This is a genomic window from Arthrobacter sp. 05L45_2 (assembly GCF_056397525.1).
The window spans coordinates 25203-42353 of the sequence record NZ_JBFTNO010000049.1 but is presented as its reverse complement, the minus strand read 5'-3'; the positions used below and the strand labels follow the sequence as shown (position 1 = coordinate 42353).

The 17151-nt window shown below is 70.0% G+C and carries 10 protein-coding genes; 7 read left to right on the top strand and 3 right to left on the bottom strand.

The genetic code is table 11. The features are described 5' to 3' along the window. The 6 genes from AC1DHD_RS06135 to sufU all read left to right on the top strand — a co-directional run. A partial coding sequence (locus AC1DHD_RS06135) for a helix-turn-helix domain-containing protein (RefSeq protein ID WP_476878861.1) occupies window positions 1-156 on the top strand: 156 nt, incomplete at its 5' end. Beyond that, a complete protein-coding gene (locus AC1DHD_RS06130; protein ID WP_476878858.1) occupies window positions 143-2872 on the top strand; it encodes a helix-turn-helix transcriptional regulator in 2730 nt (909 codons plus the stop codon). The genes AC1DHD_RS06135 and AC1DHD_RS06130, both read left to right, overlap by 14 nt. 246 nt (window positions 2873-3118) lie before the next feature. Continuing rightward, window positions 3119-5833, top strand: coding sequence for a helix-turn-helix transcriptional regulator (locus AC1DHD_RS06125; protein WP_476878857.1), 2715 nt, complete (start codon window positions 3119-3121; stop codon window positions 5831-5833). 60 nt (window positions 5834-5893) lie between these two features. Next, window positions 5894-8689, top strand: coding sequence for a LuxR C-terminal-related transcriptional regulator (locus tag AC1DHD_RS06120; RefSeq protein WP_476878856.1), 2796 nt, complete (start codon window positions 5894-5896; stop codon window positions 8687-8689). Between the two features lie 531 nt (window positions 8690-9220). Then, window positions 9221-10528, top strand: coding sequence for a SufS family cysteine desulfurase (locus AC1DHD_RS06115; RefSeq protein WP_476878855.1), 1308 nt, complete (start codon window positions 9221-9223; stop codon window positions 10526-10528). 12 nt (window positions 10529-10540) lie between these two features. Continuing rightward, a complete protein-coding gene (gene sufU, locus AC1DHD_RS06110) occupies window positions 10541-10960 on the top strand; it encodes a Fe-S cluster assembly sulfur transfer protein SufU (RefSeq protein ID WP_476878854.1) in 420 nt (139 codons plus the stop codon). A gap of 16 nt (window positions 10961-10976) precedes the next feature. Here the strand turns inward: sufU and AC1DHD_RS06105 are convergent, their stop codons facing one another. The 3 genes from AC1DHD_RS06105 to AC1DHD_RS06095 are packed head-to-tail and all read right to left on the bottom strand — an operon-like array spanning window position 10977 to window position 13287. Beyond that, window positions 10977-11198 (bottom strand): SCO4848 family membrane protein, encoded by a 222-nt coding sequence (locus AC1DHD_RS06105; protein ID WP_476878853.1) that lies wholly within the window; start codon window positions 11196-11198, stop codon window positions 10977-10979. A 3-nt stretch (window positions 11199-11201) separates the two neighbouring features. Further along, a complete protein-coding gene (locus tag AC1DHD_RS06100; RefSeq protein ID WP_476878852.1) occupies window positions 11202-11699 on the bottom strand; it encodes a DUF2505 domain-containing protein in 498 nt (165 codons plus the stop codon). A 46-nt stretch (window positions 11700-11745) separates the two neighbouring features. Then, a complete protein-coding gene (locus AC1DHD_RS06095) occupies window positions 11746-13287 on the bottom strand; it encodes an SDR family oxidoreductase (RefSeq protein ID WP_476878851.1) in 1542 nt (513 codons plus the stop codon). Between the two features lie 220 nt (window positions 13288-13507). Here AC1DHD_RS06095 and mfd point away from each other — a divergent pair, with 220 nt between their 5' ends. After that, window positions 13508-17149 carry a transcription-repair coupling factor gene (gene mfd / locus AC1DHD_RS06090; RefSeq protein WP_476878850.1) on the top strand — a complete coding sequence of 1214 codons (3642 nt, stop codon included), beginning with the start codon at window positions 13508-13510 and terminating at the stop codon, window positions 17147-17149. The last annotated feature ends 2 nt before the right edge of the window (window positions 17150-17151 follow it).

The following is a 17151-nucleotide window of genomic DNA, read 5'->3' as shown; positions in this document are numbered from 1 at the left end:
GAACGGCAAATCGCGGCCCTCGCCGGAAACGGGGTCTCCAACAAGGACATCGCGCTCGAGGTGGGCATCTCGATACGGACCGTGGAGGGGCACCTTTACCAGGTCTTCACCAAGCTCGGGGTGTCCTCGCGGAGTGATTTGCTTGGACTCATCTAGAGCCAGCGGGGAGAACCCCGCCGCAAAGCGCCCTGCCCTCGCCGGCCGGGCGGAGGACGTGACATCCGCCGTCGAGTCCCTGCAGGGGGGAGCGCACGTCGCGGTCCTGCTCCTGGGCGACCACGGGATCGGCAAGTCATCGATCATGGAGACCGTGGCTGCGGAGCTCGGCGGCCACATGACCCCCGTGCGCCTGCACGGCAGCCCGGCGCTGAGCCACGTCCCCTACGGCATCCTCGCGCCGTTCATCGTGGACCTGCCCGTGGAGGAGGCCACCTCCCAGCTGGCCGTGCTGCGGACCTTCTGGAGCTATCTTGAGGGGCAGCGGCGGGCCACCCAGAAGCCGCTCCTGTTGCTGGTGGACGACGCCCACGACCTCGACGAGTCCACCGCAGGTGTCCTCGTGGAGCTGGCCGCGGCCGGCTGGGCGAAACTCCTCGTCGCGGCCGCCACCCGGCCGGGCCTGCCCGAGCCGCTCCTGCAGCTCTGGTTCGAGGGCATCGCCGAACGGCACGACCTCCGGCCCCTGACCCGGGAACAAACGGACGAACTCCTGGCCCAGAAGCTCGGCCCGCAGGTGGTCTCGAACGCCGCCGATGTCCTGTGGGAGGCGTCCGCGGGCAACCCGCTGCTGCTCAGCTGCCTGATCGACGACGCCAAAAGTGACGGAACGCTGCTGCAGCGCAACGGGGTTTGGCTCCTGACCCACCAGCTCAACAGCCACGGCGAGCGGCTGACCGACGTCGTCCGCCGCCAGCTGCTGCGCCGCTCCTCCGAGGAACGCAAGGCGCTGAACCTCGTGGCGCTCGCCGAGCCCGTGTCCCGGCGCCTGATCGAGGCGTTGGTTGATGAAACGGCCGTCGCGTACCTGATCGAGCAGGAGCTCATCCGGGTTGCGGACACACCCGACCACGAGCTGCGCCTGTGGCATTCGGTTTACGGGGACACCATCCGGAACCTGATCTCACCGGCCCGCAGCCTCGAGCTCCGCCAAAGCCTGCTGCGGCTTATGGACCGCGAACCAACCTCCGCCGAAGGGCTCCTGCGCCATGTCAGCTGGTCGCTGGAATGCGGCGTCGAAGTCGAGGACCGGCAGCTGCTCCGGGCCGCGCTCCTAGCCAGCAGGCTGTTCGAAGACGACCTGGCCCGCAGGGCAGCCTCCCAGGTCCGGGACCCGGACCTGCAGATTGCCGCGCGGTCGGTGATAGCACGGACGCACTACAACAGCTCCCAGCATGCGGCGGCACGGGACATCCTGGAGGCGGACTTCGCCAAGGGGACCACCGTCGCCAGCCTCCTGACGGGCTCGCTGCTGTGGGCCGCGGTCCTGTCCGCGCTGGGCCACAGCCCGGCCGAGATCATTGACCGCGCCCAGGCGCTGGTGCACGCCGGGGAGCGGCTCGCGGCTGCCAACCCGGCCACCGCGGACGTCATCCTCGCCGCCACCCGCGACCGAGTGCGTACCATCCGCAGTATGGTCCTGGCGCTTGCCGGCGACGGCGGCGCCGCCGGTTCGCTCGACGGCGGCGCCGCGGCGTCGGACGGGAGCGGGGATCACACGGGGGAGCGGCCGCCCGCCAGCAACCTGGAAAAAGCCTTCCGGCTGGCCCTGGAAGCCGAGCAGCTCCTGGTCCAGGGCAAGCCGGAGAGCGCCTACGCCGCGGCCCGGTCCGCGCTGGCAGCGGCCGGCGACCAACACGACGAGCTCTACTTCCTCTCGGACTTCCTGGTGGTCCGGGCCGTTACGGCAGTCATCCATGGCGGGGACTGGGGCGCCGTGGAGAACCTGCTTGGCGGATTTGTGGCGGCTTTTGGCCCCAGCCTGATCTCCTTCGGCGGCGGGGTCCATGCCGCTACCGGCATCGTCCTGCTGTACCAGGGGAAATCGCTGGAGGCCAAGCGGACCCTGCGCGCCGCAATCGAGGCGCTCCGCCTCTCGGATCCCCAGCAGTTGTTCTCCGTCACGGCCGCGATGGCGTTCGCCGCCGCGGCCGACGCCGGTATTCCGGACAAGGCTGCCGGGCACCTCGCAGACTATGAAGCCGCCATGCCGGTCGTTTCAAGGTACCTGCGGACGCTGTCCGAAATGGCCGTGGTCTACGGCAAGGCCCGGCTCGGCGGGCTCGGGCATGCGGCCGAGGAGCTGGAGCGGCTCGGACGGCCGGACGGGGCCGGCAACACCGCCGGGCTCGAGTTCGACTCCCTCTTCTTCCGGCTGGCCCTCGGGGACCTGTCAGCGGCCGGGCGGCTGCGCGAACTCAAACCCCAGCTCGAAGGCCGGCGTGCCGCGGCCGTCTGCGGCTACGCGGAGGCACTGGGGACGGAGCGGCCCGCGGATCTGATGGACGCCGCCAAGCGTTGCGAGGACGCCGAGCTGTGGGGTTTCGCCGCGCAGGCGTACGGGGCCGCAGCAGGCGCCTACCGCGCGGCCGGGGACGGCCTCCGGGAACGTATGGCGGCGGCGCAGCGGCAGCGCTGCCAGGACTACGCCCAAAGCCTGCCGGGCGGGGAACCTACCGGCCAGGGGGACAGCCTGGGCCTGCTCACGCGCCGGGAGCGTGACATCGTGGCGCTGGCCATCCGGGGGCTGAGCGACCGCCAAATCGCCGCCGACCTGCATGTTTCGGTCCGCACGGTCGAGGGCCACCTGTACCGCAGCTACGCCAAACTGAACATCAAGGGACGCGACGAGCTCCGCCRAATCGCCGCCGAGTAGGTGTTTGCCGCCTTGCGCGCCCGCACCTCGCCGACTGCACTCTAAGGCCCCGGCCGACTACTTGGTTTTCTACTCCGGGACGGCCGGGGATTTCTGAGTACTGCCGGGTAGGAAGGCATCCGATACCCGCCCGGCATTCGAGTACTACCTACGGATGCCGTGGCATTGGCCGGTCTCTAGCGTGGACCTATCACTGGTTAAACATTGATAGCAAAGGTCTCTCCTATGTTTCAGCAAGAAGCTGGCGTGCCTGCCGGCAGCGGTAAATCGGACGTGGTCTCTCCAGCGCAACGGGCAACCCGGGGGAGGCAGGAAAAGCCCTTCACCCGGCAGCAGACAGTTTCGGATATCGTCGAAACCCTCACAGGGGGTGCGGGGTGCGGCGTCGTGCTGGTCGGGGAGCACGGGGCCGGAAAGTCCTTCATTGCCCAGCGTGCCCTGGAACAGCTGGCCGATGACTACCTGGTGGTCCAGGTCCGGGGCAGCTCCATCGCGTCGAAGCTGCCCTACGGGGCACTGAGTGTCCTGCTCAACGACCTCGACGCGGCCCACCTGGAGCACCCCCTGATGGTGTTGCGGGGCCTCACGCATTTGCTCCAGACCAAGGCGCAGGGACGCCCCATCATGCTGTTCGTGGACAACGCCCACGACCTCGATGACCTCTCGTGCATGATGGTGGCCCAGCTCAGCGCGGGCGGCCACGTGACCCTGCTGGCGGCCTGCGTGGACCTGCACCATGTGGGCAGCGACATCATGGGCCTCTGGAAGGATGACATGCTCCGCCGCGTGGACGTGGCGGCGTTCGACTTCGGCGAGACCGTGGCGACACTCAACCAGGAATACGGCGGCCACTTCTCGCAGTCGGCGGCCCGTGCGCTGTGGAGCGCCAGCGGCGGGAACGCCCTGTTCCTGCATTCCCTGGCACGGGAACAGATCAAGCTCGGCACGATTGTCCAGCAGGAAGGGGCGTGGGTGCTCGACGGGCGCCCCATCGCCCTGACCGGAGAGATCCGGGACGTCGTCAAGGCGCGGCTGAACCGGCTCAGCCCGGGCCAGCGCGATGTCTTTGAACTGCTCGCCCTCGCCGGCTCTGTCCCGCTGCAGACCCTCATGAGGATCTTCAACCCGCAGGACATGGACACCCTCCAGGAGCGCGCCCTCATCCAGGTCAGCCACGACCATCCGCCCATGGTCAGCGTCGCCAATGCGGTCACCGGGGCCATCGTGGCCAGCGTGGTTCCGCCCGGCCGCAGCGCGGAGCTCCGGCGCCGGCTCACTGCCGTGCTCACGGACGCCGAGCTGGCCGACGCCGGCGCGGCCACCAACCTCGCCTGGTCCCTGGACTGCGGGGAGCGGATCAGCGCCGAGACTGCCCTGGCCGCCGCGCACCGTGCCAACAACGGCTCCGACCCCGAGTCGGCGCTGCGCTTCATCCAGGAAATCGAGGGATGCGGGGGACTGGCGGGGGCCGCCGTCGAAACGGTCCGCGCCCACATCGCCGCCAACGACAACGAGTCGGCGCGAAGGGTGCTGCACAGCCTGGACGAACCCGCCGGGGGCGAGTACCCGCTGCACGAGTGGGTCGCGCTGCAGCTCCTGCGGGTGGAACTGGACCAGCGCAGTCCGATGGCCGGTGCCGGGGCGCTCGCCACACTGGGCCGGGTCAGGGAACGGCTCTACGGTCTTCCCGTGCAGAGCTCCGCCGCCCTGGAACGGTCCCGCGGGCAGGTGCGCCTGGCAGAGGCCAAGCTCGCCGTCTTCGAGGGCCGCTACGAGGACGTCCTGGCGGTCCGGGCAGGCCTGGACCCGGAGCTCGACAGCGAAACCGGCCTCCAGACCGCGAGCCTGCTCTGCGAGACGATGGCCGTCGGCGGCAACGTGCTGGGCGCCATGGCGCTGGGCAAACAAATCATGGCCGCGGCCGCCACCCTCCCGCTGTCCGACCGCACGGCCCGGGAGATCCGGGGCCGGTTCCTCCTCCTGTTGCTGCTGTCCGCGAAGTTCCGGGAGGCGGCGGCGTTCATTGCGGCCGCGTCAGGCTCGGCGGAGCCGCAGTCCCGGCTGGGCGGGATGTTCGAAATCGGGCAGGGTGTCCTGGACCTGCATGCCGGGCGCCTTGAGAGCGCAATTCCGTGGCTTGAGGCCGGCATGTGGCAGCTCCGGACCCAGGACCCGGACGGGCTCTCCGGCCTGGCGACGGCCGCGTGTGCGTACGCGGCCGGGCTGTCCGGCGACGAGGAACGGGCCATGGTGCTGCTCGAGGAAGTGGCGCAGCCGCAGCGGCACAATTCCTGGCTGGTCGGCCGGATGACGCGCTACTTCGAGCTTTCCGCGATGGCGGAACTCGGGCAGCGTGCCGCTGCCATCCGTGCGCTGTCCGCCGAGGCAGGCAGCGAGGCCGACGCCGGCGCGCCGGCTACCGCACTGCTCTTCCTGTCCGCGGCGGCCAGGCTGGGGGACCGCCAGCTGTGCCAGCGGTTGTCCGGGCTGGCCGGCCAGGTCTCGGGCCAGTTTGCCCAGCTCTGCCAGCGCCTGGCCGACGGGGTCAAGGACGGCTCCGGCGAGCAGTTGCTGGCAGTGGCTAAAGACGCGGACGCCGCAGGGAACGCCATCTTTGCCCGGGACGTGGCGCGGCGGGCGGTGTACTGCGCCAACGAAGCCGGAAACCGGATCGCGCTGCGCATCTCCCAGCGCACCGAGCAGTCCCTTGATGACAGGTTCGGCAACCCCGGCAACGGGCTGCACTCACTGACCACCTCCACCCTGACAGCCCGGGAGTGTGAAGTGGCGGTCCGGGCCGCCGCGGGAACATCCAACCGTAAGATCGCCGAGCAGATGCACGTCTCGGTCCGGACAGTGGAAGGCCACCTCTACCAGGTCTACTCGAAACTCCACGTCGCCAGCCGATCGGAGCTCAAAGATGTCATCGCAGCGCCGTCGGCCAGTGCCCGCATCGGCTGACCAGGACCTCAAGACCCCGGGTGCCCCGGGGCCGCTTGAGCATGGCCTGGGAGGCTGGCCATGGAAAGCCTGACAGAGGCGGCCGCCCTGATCGGCCGTTCGGGGATCGTCCGGGAGATCGTGCACTGCCTGCGCGACGAAGGCCGAACTGGGGCGCTGATTGTCGGCAGCGCGGGGTCGGGCAAGACCGTCGTCGTCAAAGCCGTGCTGGCCGAGCTTCGTCCGCAGGGCCGGGTGATCAGGCTCGGTGCGACCCCGGCGCTCGCGGCCGTTCCGTTCGGGGCCCTGGCACCGTACCTGGCGGGCCTGCCGTCCCATGACCTGGACTCCTACCCGGCCGTGCTGGGCGCCGTGACGGCGAGCCTCCGGTCCGAACCGGCCCTGGCGCTGTTCGTCATTGACGACGCCCAGCACCTGGACCAGGGGACCATCCAGCTGGTGGCGCAGTCTGTGGCCACCGGCGCGGCCCGGCTGCTCGCCAGCTGCCGTCCCGGTCCGCTGGTCCCCGAAGAGTTCCTGGCCCTGTGGGGGGACGGCATCATCTCCAAGTTCGATCTGCCGGCCCTGAGCCGCGCCGAGGTGCACCAGCTCTGCGAGCAGATGCTCCAGGCGGATGTCTCCCCATGGGTCAGTGAACTCTTCGCCCAGCTGACTGAGGGCAGCCCCTCAATGCTGACATCCCTGGTCGAGCACGCACGGGCCACTGGAGCCATCGGCCAGCGGCACGGAACCTGGTTCCTGCTGGCCCGGCCGGACCTGGGTGACATTCCGGCCGCGGACCTCGTGGACCATCAGGTCCGGTCCATGCCGCCGGAGGAGAGGACAGCGGCGGCCATCGTCGCGCTCGCCGGCCCGCTGTCCCTCGGCCAGCTCCTCAGATTCAGCAGCCCCCGGGCCGTCGATGCCCTCGAAATGGCCGGAATCATCCGGATCTCACGTGACCACGACCGCATCGTCAGCCCGGCCAGCCCCGTCATCGGCGAGATCATCCGCACCCGTGTGCCCGCCGGCCGGAGCGCCAGCCTCCGGTCCAGCCTGCAGTCGCTGCCGCGGGTCGGGGCAGTGGTTCCCGACGCCGTCCAGAACCAGTTGCGCTGGGCGCTCGACGCCGGCACGGATCCGGCGGATGCCGAGCTGCTGGACGCCGCATCCGCGGCGAACATCCGCCTGGACGCCGCCACGGCACTCCGGGCAGCGGGGGCCATCCGGGAGGAACGCCGTCCGGAGACCGGGGTCCAGCTCGCCTACGCGCACTACATTCTCGGCGCGGACGAAGACGCGGCCGCAGACCTCCTGGCCGCGCAGCCGTTCCCGTACGGGCGCGCCGCGTATCTCGGGGCACTCCTGGCCCACCGGCTCGGCGCCCTCGTCCCGGAGATCGACATCCAGCCGCAGGGGGCAGCGGGCTCCGCGGGAACCGGTACAGCACCCCTCGGGGCGGCCGTGGCCGGCGCAGCACCCCCCGGGGAGGCCGGGGCGGCGGAGACCGGCGCCGGCGCCGGTCCACCGGAGCAGCCGGGGTGGGCAGCACCAGCTACGGGACTGGCCTGCGCCGTGCTGGCGGAGGAGTGGTCGGGGCGTCCGGCCGAGCTCGCGGGCCGGTTGCACGAACTCATCGCCGCCGCCGCAGGGAATCCCGAAATCCGGGTCCCCGCGCAGTCCCGCCTCGCCGCCCTCCAGACCGCCCAGGGGTTCACGCTGGCGGCCCTGAGCCTTCACCGGGAGGCCTGGCGCGGGGTCAGGGACGACGGCGTGGCCCTTCCCCTGGTGTACGAGGACGTGCTGGGCCGGCACTGCCTGTGCCTGATCCGCGCCGGGGAATGGGAGGAACTCGCCACGGTCCTTGACGACTATTCCGCGGGTCTTCCCTCCCGCCTGCTGAACAGCGGCGGCCTGCTGCACGTCATGCGCGGCTACTCCCGGCTCCGGCAGGGCCGGATCACGGAGTGCCTGGCCGAGCTGCAGTTCGGCGTGGAAGAACTCCTGATCTCGGACCCCTGGGAACTGCTCGGTTTTGCCCGGGCCATCACGGCCTACGCGGCCGCCGCCGTCGGCCGCACGGAGGAAGCCGCCGAACAGGCGGAGGCGTACCGCCAGACGGACTACCGGGAGCCGGAGACCCTCCGCCTCCTCGCCGAGGCGTACTGTGCAGCCGCGGAGTCGGCTGCCAGGTCTGCCGTCCCGGCGGCAACCGGCGTTGCCACGGGCGCGGCGATCCACCTGGTGGCGGGCGCCGCTGCGGCCGGGGACGACGGCGGAGAGGTCGGACCGGAACTGGCACGGCTCGCAGCGGAGGCGCAGCGGCAAGGCCTTCGCGCCGTGGAGACGGACATCCGCCGGATCGCCGTGCGCGGGGGGAACGCCGGGGCCGCGGAGGCCCTGGCCGCGAGCAGCGGCGCCGTCGAGGGCGCCGAGGCGAGGGCACTGCACGCCTACGCGCTGGCCGTGGCGGCGTCGGACTCAACGGAGCTGACCGCCCTCAGTGACCGGGCCATGGCCGCCGGTCACCTGCTGCTGGCCCTTGAAGCCGCCCAGCAGGCAGCACGCCTGCTGGAAAACGATCCGGAAAAATGGAAGCTCACCGCCGTCCAGCGCAAGGTGCACCAACGGATGCTGGCCACCGGCATGTCGGGCCTGCTGACCATCATCCACGGCGAGCACCACTCGGAACTGACCGCCCGGGAATCGGAAATCCTGAAGCTTGTGGCCGGCGGGGCCTCGAATGCGGAGATCGCCGAGCAACTGACCGTGTCCCAGCGGACCGTGGAGGGCCACCTGTACCGGATCTTCGGGAAACTCGGCGTCAGCCGCCGCGGCGAACTCGTGGACATGCAGAAGGACCTGCAGCCGCCATAGCCACACACCCGCCGCTCCGGCCCGCGGCCCCCGCTCCCGGGGCCAGAGTGAGCCGTGGGAACCGGACAAGTATGGCCAAGTAGTGCCGCGGACCCGCCAGGGGAGAAGTCGGGTAAATGCTACTCGTGTGAAGATAATGGCTCCACGATTGACTTAAGTCAGTCCCAAGAACCACCTCACACTCCTTCAATGGAACCGTATGGTGCCGAAACCGGCAGCCATACCCCAAAGTCGGAGCCGGCGGCGTCAGAGCCTTCTGAGACCGAGGCTCTCCCCCCAGCCGCCGCCGGCTCCCTTCAACGGTCTGCACCACTGAAAGACGTGGAAAGCGGTAACGCTGCAACTGGCGCCCCGCCCGGGCTTACCACCCGCAGGCGGGGCGCGCCAGCGTTCCGGCAGGCCCGTCCGGACCTCGGCAACAAGGCACGGCGCGGACGTGGGATAATTAGGTCTAATCTGCGTGACGTAATAGGGCTGGCCCGCCGGGACCCCTGCTGCGCCGCAGCGAAAGCCGATCCAGGAGTCCCGCCCATGGTTGCCACACCAGCCCATCTCCTCCGCTCCGCCACGGCGCTGGGCAACGAGGAAGTCATGAGGATCCGCAACGACTTCCCGATCCTGCACCGGTCCGTCAACGGGCAACCGCTGGTCTACCTGGACTCCGGTGCCACCTCGCAGAACCCGCTCAGTGTGCTCGAAGCCGAGCAGGAGTTCTACGAGCAGCGGAACTCCGCCGTGCACCGCGGCGCGCATTACCTGGCGGTGGAGGCCACCGAAGTGTTCGAAGACGCCCGCGAGACCGTGGCTGCCTTCATCGGCGCGGACCCGGACGAACTGATCTGGACCTCCAACGCCACCGAGGGCCTGAACCTGCTCAGCTACTCGTTCCTCAACGCCTCCCTGCCCGGCGCCCCGGCCGAAGCCGCCCGGTTCGCCCTCGCCGCGGGCGACGAGATTGTGGTGACCGAGATGGAACACCACGCCAACCTGATTCCCTGGCAGCAGCTGGCCGAACGGACCGGCGCCACGCTGAAGTTCATCCCGGTGGACGACGCCGGGGCCCTGGACCTCGAGGCCGCCGCCCGCCTGATCGGCAGCCGGACCCGGGTACTGGCCTTCACCCACGCCTCGAACGTGCTGGGAACCATCAACCCCGTGTCCGCGCTGGTCGCGCTGGCCCGGGCCGCCGGAGCGCTGGTGGTGCTGGACGCCTGCCAGTCCGCCCCGCACCTGGTCCTGGACGTCAAGGCCCTGGACGTGGACTTTGCCGTCTTCTCCGGGCACAAGATGCTCGGCCCCACCGGAATCGGCGGCCTCTACGGACGCTCCGAACTGCTCAACGCGATGCCGCCGTTCCTGACCGGCGGTTCCATGATCACCACCGTCACCATGGAACGCGCCGGCTTCCTGCCCAGCCCGCAGCGCTTCGAAGCCGGGACCCAGAAGATCTCCCAGGCGGTGGCGCTCGCCGCGGCCGCCAACTACCTGAACGAGACCGGCGTCGCCCGCATCCACGCGTGGGAAGCGGTACTGGGCCAGCGCCTCGTGGAAGGCCTCGAAGCGATTCCCGGGATCCGCGTGCTGGGCCCCGCTGCAGGCCAGGAACGGATCGGCCTGGCCGCGTTCGACGTCGCCGGGGTGCACGCCCACGACGTCGGGCAGTTCCTCGACAGCCGCGGGGTCGCCGTCCGGGTGGGGCACCACTGCGCCCAGCCGCTGCACCGCCGGCTCGGGCTCACGGCCAGCACCCGGGCCAGCACCTACCTGTACAACACCACGGACGACGTCGACACGTTCCTCGACGCCGTCGCCGGTGTCCGCACGTACTTCCAAGCCTAAGGACGGCCCCGTATGAGTCTTGACCAGCTGTACCAACAGATCATCCTGGAGCACTCCAAGGCACGGCACGGCAGCGGCCTGGCAGGGGCGGAAACGCCGGAGGGCGCCAGCAGCGGCCAGTCGCACCAGCTCAACCCGGTCTGCGGTGACGAAATCACCCTCCGCGTCTCGGTGGCGGACGGCAAAGTCAATGAGCTGCGCTGGGACGGGGAGGGCTGCTCGATCTCCATGGCCTCGGCCTCCGTGCTGACCGAGCTCGCCGAAGGCCTGGACGCCGATGAGCTGCACCGGGTGATCGACAGTTTCCGCGAAGTGTTGCGCTCGCGCGGCAAGGTCGCGGCCGACCCCGAGGTCCTCGGCGACGCAGCGGCTTTCGAAGGGGTGTCCCGGTACGCGGCCCGGGTTAAAAACGGCTGCGGGCCAGTAGCGTAATCGGGGCCGGGGCCGGTCAGCTCAGCAGTCCCGCGATCCCGATGGCCGCCGTCGCCGCCCCGAGCAGCATCGAAATGCTGACGAGGACCACATGGACGGTCAGGAAGCGGGTGGCTTTGCCGCCGGCGTCGCGCGCCCGCGGGTCCTTCATGACCCGGCGCAGGAACTGCGGCCAGACCACCAGGGACCAGATGCCGGCGATGACCAGGACAACGGCGAGGGCGGCGGGAAGCTCCACCGGCTAGTGGCTCTCGAGCCAGGCCTGGGCCTGGGTGGACTGGATGTTGAGGGCCTTGCCGACCATCGGCTCCGCCGCGTCGGCGATCTTGCCGCCCAGCAGCGGCACGGAGGAGGTGACGGTGCCCTCCAGTTCGATCCGGGTGCTGCCGCCGTCGGCGACCAGACGCTGGACGGCGTTGACGTCCAGCGGAGCGCCGGCGACCTTCAGGGAGATGGTGCTCTGCCGCGAGCCGTCGGCCTCGGGGGCCGCCCAGCTTTCCAGCTGGGTCACCTTGAGGCTCTCGCCGACGAACTTGCGGGCCAGGTCGGGCATCCGCGTCGTGGGGATGGTGCGGACGGTGGTGGTGTTGAAAGCACCGGCCGGGTCGCCGTCGACCGTGAACGATTCGAGGGTGCCGCCGACGAGTTCGCTGGTGTGGCGCAGGAAGTCCTCGTTGACAAAAACTGCCGTGACGCTCTCAACGCTGTGCGGAAGGGTGGTGGATGCACTCAGGGCCATTGGGGGTCCTCCATGGGGGGTCTGGACGTTTTGGGCTCCCAACATCTTACGCGGTTGGCTCTGCCGGTTCCGATTCGGCAGCTGGCCCTGTCTCTGCGAGACGCTGGGCCGCCGCCGCGATGTTCCGCGACATGGCGGGGAAGATGAGGCTGTGGAATGGCAGCACGGCCAGCCAGTAGAGCTTCCCGCTCAGGCCCTTCGGGAAGAAAATGGCCCGCTGGAGGTAGCGGCTGCCGGTGCCCTCAGGTTCCACCGAGAGTTCCAGCCAGGCGCGGCCGGGTGCCCGCATTTCCGCGCGGAGCCGCAGGAGCCGGCCGCGGTCGATCCGCTCCACCCGCCACCAGTCCACCACTTCACCCTCGGCCAACAGGTGCGGGTGCCGCCGGCCGCGGGCCAGGCCGGCGCCGCCCGTGAGCTTGTCCAGCCAGCCGCGCACACTCCAGGCCAGCGGCAGCGAGTACCAGCCGTTGCGGCCGCCGATGCCTTCGATGATGGTCCAGACATGCTGCGGGTCCACGGCGCTGGAGTAGCTGCGCTCATCGACGTAGACCCGGTGGCCGGACCACTCCGGGTCACTCGGCAGCGGATCGGCGTCGGCCCCCGCACTGGCCCACGTCGTCTCCACCTGGCCGTCCCGCTCCCGGCCCAGGGCAAGGGCCACGGCGCGCCGGTAGGGGGTCAGTCCGCCCTCGGGCACCGGGATGTAGGCATCGATGTCATGCTCCCGGGACACGGCGTCGTGCTGCAGGGACTCCACAAGGGGCAGCGACATGGACAGCGGAATCGGCGTCACCAGCGCCACCCAGAGCCCGGCGAGCTTCGGGGCGGGGACGGGCAGCGCCAGGACCCAGCGCAGGGGCAGCCCGGTTTCGGCCGCATACTCCTTCATCATGCCCGCGTAGCTGAGCACCTGCCGGGAGCCGATGTCGAAAGTGCGGTTGATGGGCCCCTCGAGTGCGGCCGCGCCGACCAGGTAATGCAGCACGTCCCGCACGGCGATGGCCTCGATCTTGTTCCGCACCCAGCTGGGGGCAGGCATCACGGGAAGGGTCTCGGAGAGGTGCCGGATCATCTCAAAGGACGCCGACCCGGAGCCGATCACCACGCCGGCCTGGAACACGATCGCGTCCACCGGCCCGTCGAGGAAGACCTTGCCCACGGCCTCCCGGGAGCGCATGTGCGTGGACAGGGCGGTCCCGGAGGGGTGCAGGCCGCCGAGGTAGACAATCCTTCCCACCCCGGCCGCCGCAGCAGCCCGCGCCGCCGTGCCGGCCATCTCCTTCTCCTTGGCCTCGAAGCCCGCGCCGCCGGCCATGGAATGGACCAGGTAGTAGAGGACGTCGACGCCGGCCAGGGCCTCTTCCAGCGCCGCGCCGTCATCGAGGCTGCTCTGGACCACGTCCACCTGGTCCAGCCACGGAACCCCGGCGATCTTCGCGGGCGTCCGCACCAGCACCTTCACCCGGTGCCCGGCCTCGAGCAGCCGGGGAACCAGCCTGCCGCCGATGTACCCGGTGGCTCCGGTGACCAGCACCGTCCTGGCGGCCGAAGCCGGGGGAGTGCCGTTCACCTGGGGAGTGCCGTTCATGGATGGCTCCTTCTCGTCGGGGATGTCAGCTGGCGCCTATAAGTGGTTCGGAGCGCCGGCCCGGCCGGACTGCAGCCTGCCGGACCATAGCCCGTCCCGCCAGCTTAGCCCCGGGTCGAGCCCCGCCGCCGGGTAGCGGTAGGCTGGAAGAACCCGGGATTCTTGCGAATTTCGGGTATTCGTGTTGCCTGCATGCCCGTGATCACTTCAGGAGTTCGCCATGAGCCTCAACGGCCCTTCCCTCACCGGTCTGCGGCGTGTCCTCGCCGAGGACACAACCTTTGCCCGGGTGCAGGCAGCCGCCTCCCGGCCGTTCACAACCCGCTCCGAGGACTACCAGATCAGCGCCCCCGCGGGCCTGCGCGCGGCGCTGCTCGCGGAGATGGCCGACGGCCTGGCAGCCGCGGGCGGGGCATCCGACGACGGCGGCACCCCCGTGGTGCTGGCGGTCACCGCCACCGGCCGCGAAGCCGAGGACCTGGCCGCCGCCCTGGGCGCCTTCCTGCCCGCCGACTCCATTGCCGAGTTCCCCAGCTGGGAGACCCTCCCGCACGAACGGCTCTCGCCGCGCTCGGACACCGTTGGCCGGCGCCTGTCCGTGCTCCGCCGCCTCGCACACCCCGACACTGCGGGCGGCGCCCTGCGGGTCGTCGTCGCGCCCGTCCGCGCCGTGGTCCAGCCCATCGTGGCCGGACTGGGTGAGCTGGGCCCCGTGACCCTGCACGTGGGGCAGGATGCCCCGTTCGGCGACGTCGTCAGGAACCTCGCCGACGCCGCCTACGCCCGGGTGGACATGGTGACCCGGCGCGGCGAATTCGCGGTCCGCGGCGGCATGCTGGACGTCTTCCCGCCCACCGAGGACCACCCGATCCGGGTGGAGTTCTTCGGCGACGAGGTCGAGCAGATGCGCTGGTTCGCCGTCGCGGACCAGCGCTCGCTGACCGCCCCGGGCGTGCACCACCCCACTGAGCTCCATGCCCCGCCGTGCCGCGAAATCCTCATCACGCCCTCGGTCATGTCCCGGGCTGCCACGCTCAAGGCGCAGCTGCCGGCCGCGGCGGACATGCTGGAGAAGATCGCCGGGGGCATCGCCGTTGAAGGTATGGAATCCCTGGCCCCGGTGCTGGTTGATGCCATGGTGCCGTTCCTGGACCAGTTCCCGGCCGGTTCCATCTCGGTGGTGATCGAGCCCGAAAAGGTCCRTACCCGCGCCCATGACCTCGCCGCCACCAACGAGGAGTTCCTCGAGGCGGCCTGGTCCACGGCGTCCGACGGCGGAACGGCACCACTGGATCTCAGCTCCGCCGCCTCCGAGGCCCTGCACTCGGCCAGTTTCCGTTCGCTGGGCGAGACGCGCACCACCGCGCTGGCCCACGGGGTGTCATGGTGGTCCATCACTTCGCTCGCCAGCGACGAGGAACTGCTGCCCGACGTCGATGTGCTGAACCTGCACGCCCGCGAACCCCGCGGCTACCAGGGCGACGTGGCCGAAATGATGGAATTCATCGGCTCGCATGTGCGCAACCAGTGGCGGATCGTGGTCGCCACCGAGGGCCCCGGGCCGGCGCAGCGCCTCGCCGAGCTGTTCCACGACAACGACATCCCGTGCGCGCGGGTGGACACCCTCGACGCCGAGCCGCAGCCGGGCCTGATCGAGGTGACCACCGCCGCCGTCGGACGCGGCTTTGTCCTGGACAGCCTCAAGGTGGGCCTGCTGACCGAGGCCGACCTGCTGGGCCGGACCTCCGCCGGGTCAACGAAGGACATGCGGCGGATGCCCTCGAAGCGGCGCAACGCCGTAGACCCGCTGCAGCTGCTGGCCGGAGACTTTGTGGTGCACGAACAGCACGGCATCGGCCGGTTCGTGGAGCTGATCCAGCGCAAGGTCGCTGGCGGCGGCGACGGGGTGCGGGAATACCTTGTGCTCGAATACGCGCCCTCCAAGCGCGGCGCTCCGGGCGACCGGCTCTTTGTGCCCACCGACCAGCTGGACCAGGTCACCCGCTACGTCGGCGGCGACACCCCGGTCCTGAGCAAGATGGGCGGCTCGGACTGGGCCAGCACCAAGTCCAAGGCACGCAAGGCCGTCAAGGAAATCGCAGGTGAGCTGATCCGGCTGTACTCGGCCCGGATGGCCTCCCGCGGGCACGCCTTCGGCCCGGACACCCCGTGGCAGCGGGAGCTCGAAGAGGCCTTCCCCTACGTGGAGACCCCGGACCAGCTGACCACCATCAACGAGGTCAAGGCCGACATGGAGCGGGAGATCCCGATGGACCGGCTGGTCTCCGGCGACGTCGGGTACGGCAAGACCGAGATCGCCGTCCGCGCCGCCTTCAAGGCGGTCCAGGACGGCAAGCAGGTGGCGGTGCTGGTGCCCACCACCCTGCTGGCCCAGCAGCACTATGAGACGTTTACCGAGCGGTTCTCCGGCTTCCCGCTGCGGGTCAAGCCGCTCTCGCGCTTCCAGGGCGCCAAGGAAGCGAAGGAAACGGCCGAAGGGGTCAAGTCGGGGGCCGTCGATGTTGTCATCGGAACGCACCGGCTGCTGTCCAAGGACTTCGCGTTCAAGGACCTCGGCCTGGTGATCGTGGACGAGGAGCAGCGCTTCGGCGTCGAGCACAAGGAAGCGCTCAAGAAGATGCGCACCAACGTGGACGTCCTGGCCATGAGCGCCACCCCGATCCCGCGCACGCTTGAGATGTCCCTGACCGGTATCCGGGAGACCTCCACACTGGCCACCCCGCCGGAGGAGCGGCACCCCGTGCTGACCTACGTGGGACCGTACACGGACAAACAGGCCTCGGCCGCGATCCGCCGCGAACTGATGCGCGAGGGGCAGGTCTTCTTCGTCCACAACCGGGTCTCCACGATCGAACGCACCGCGGCGAAGATCCGCGAACTGGTCCCGGAAGCCCGCGTGGAGGTGGCGCATGGCAAGATGTCCGAGGGCCGGCTGGAGCAGATCATCGTGGACTTCTGGGAGAAGCGCTTCGACGTGCTGGTCTGCACCACCATCATCGAGACCGGCCTGGATATCTCCAACGCCAACACCCTGATCGTGGACGGCGCGGACAAATACGGTCTCTCCCAGCTGCACCAGCTGCGCGGGCGCGTGGGCCGCGGCCGGGAACGGGCCTACGCCTACTTCCTGTACCCGTCGGAGAAACCTTTGGGCGAAGTGGCGCTCGAACGGCTCAAGGCCGTGGCCACGCACAACGAGCTCGGCGCCGGCATGCAGCTGGCCATGAAGGACCTCGAGATCCGCGGCGCCGGCAACCTGCTCGGCGGTGAACAGTCCGGCCACATCCAGGGCGTCGGATTCGATCTCTACATCCGGCTGGTGGGCGAGGCCGTGGCGGACTATCGCGGCGAGGCCGAGGAGAAGGCCGCTGAAATGAAGATCGAGCTGCCGGTCAATGCGCACCTGCCGCACGACTACGTTCCCGGCGAGCGGCTCCGCCTGGAGGCGTACCGGAAACTGGCCGCAGCCCTTAGCCACGAGGCCATCGACGAAGTCGAGGCCGAACTCGTGGACCGCTACGGCGAGCTGCCGCTGCCCGCCCTGAACCTCGTCGCCGTGGCCCGCTTCCGGGTGGGCGCCCGCGAGGCCGGGCTGACCGACGTCGCGCTCCAGGGCAACTTCATCAAGTTCTCCCCGGCGCAGCTGCCGGAGTCCAAGCTGATGCGGCTCGCCCGGATGTACCCGGGGTCCCAGGCCAAGCCGGCCCTGGACGCGGTGCTGATCCCCAAGCCCAAGACGGCACGGATCGGCGGCCGCGACCTGCAGGACGCCGAAATCCTGGCCTGGGCCAACAGCGTCATCGAGGCGATCTTCTCCGACGTCCCGCTCTCAGTGGGATAGGC

Bases quoted from the DNA above. Each gene is read 5' to 3' on its own strand.
- AC1DHD_RS06115 (WP_476878855.1), top strand. From the start codon at position 9,221: ATGGTTGCCACACCAGCCCATCTCCTCCGCTCCGCCACGGCGCTGGGC.
- AC1DHD_RS06095 (WP_476878851.1), bottom strand. From the start codon at position 13,287: ATGAACGGCACTCCCCAGGTGAACGGCACTCCCCCGGCTTCGGCCGCC.
- sufU (WP_476878854.1), top strand. From the start codon at position 10,541: ATGAGTCTTGACCAGCTGTACCAACAGATCATCCTGGAGCACTCCAAG.
- AC1DHD_RS06120 (WP_476878856.1), top strand. From the start codon at position 5,894: ATGGAAAGCCTGACAGAGGCGGCCGCCCTGATCGGCCGTTCGGGGATC.
- AC1DHD_RS06100 (WP_476878852.1), bottom strand. From the start codon at position 11,699: ATGGCCCTGAGTGCATCCACCACCCTTCCGCACAGCGTTGAGAGCGTC.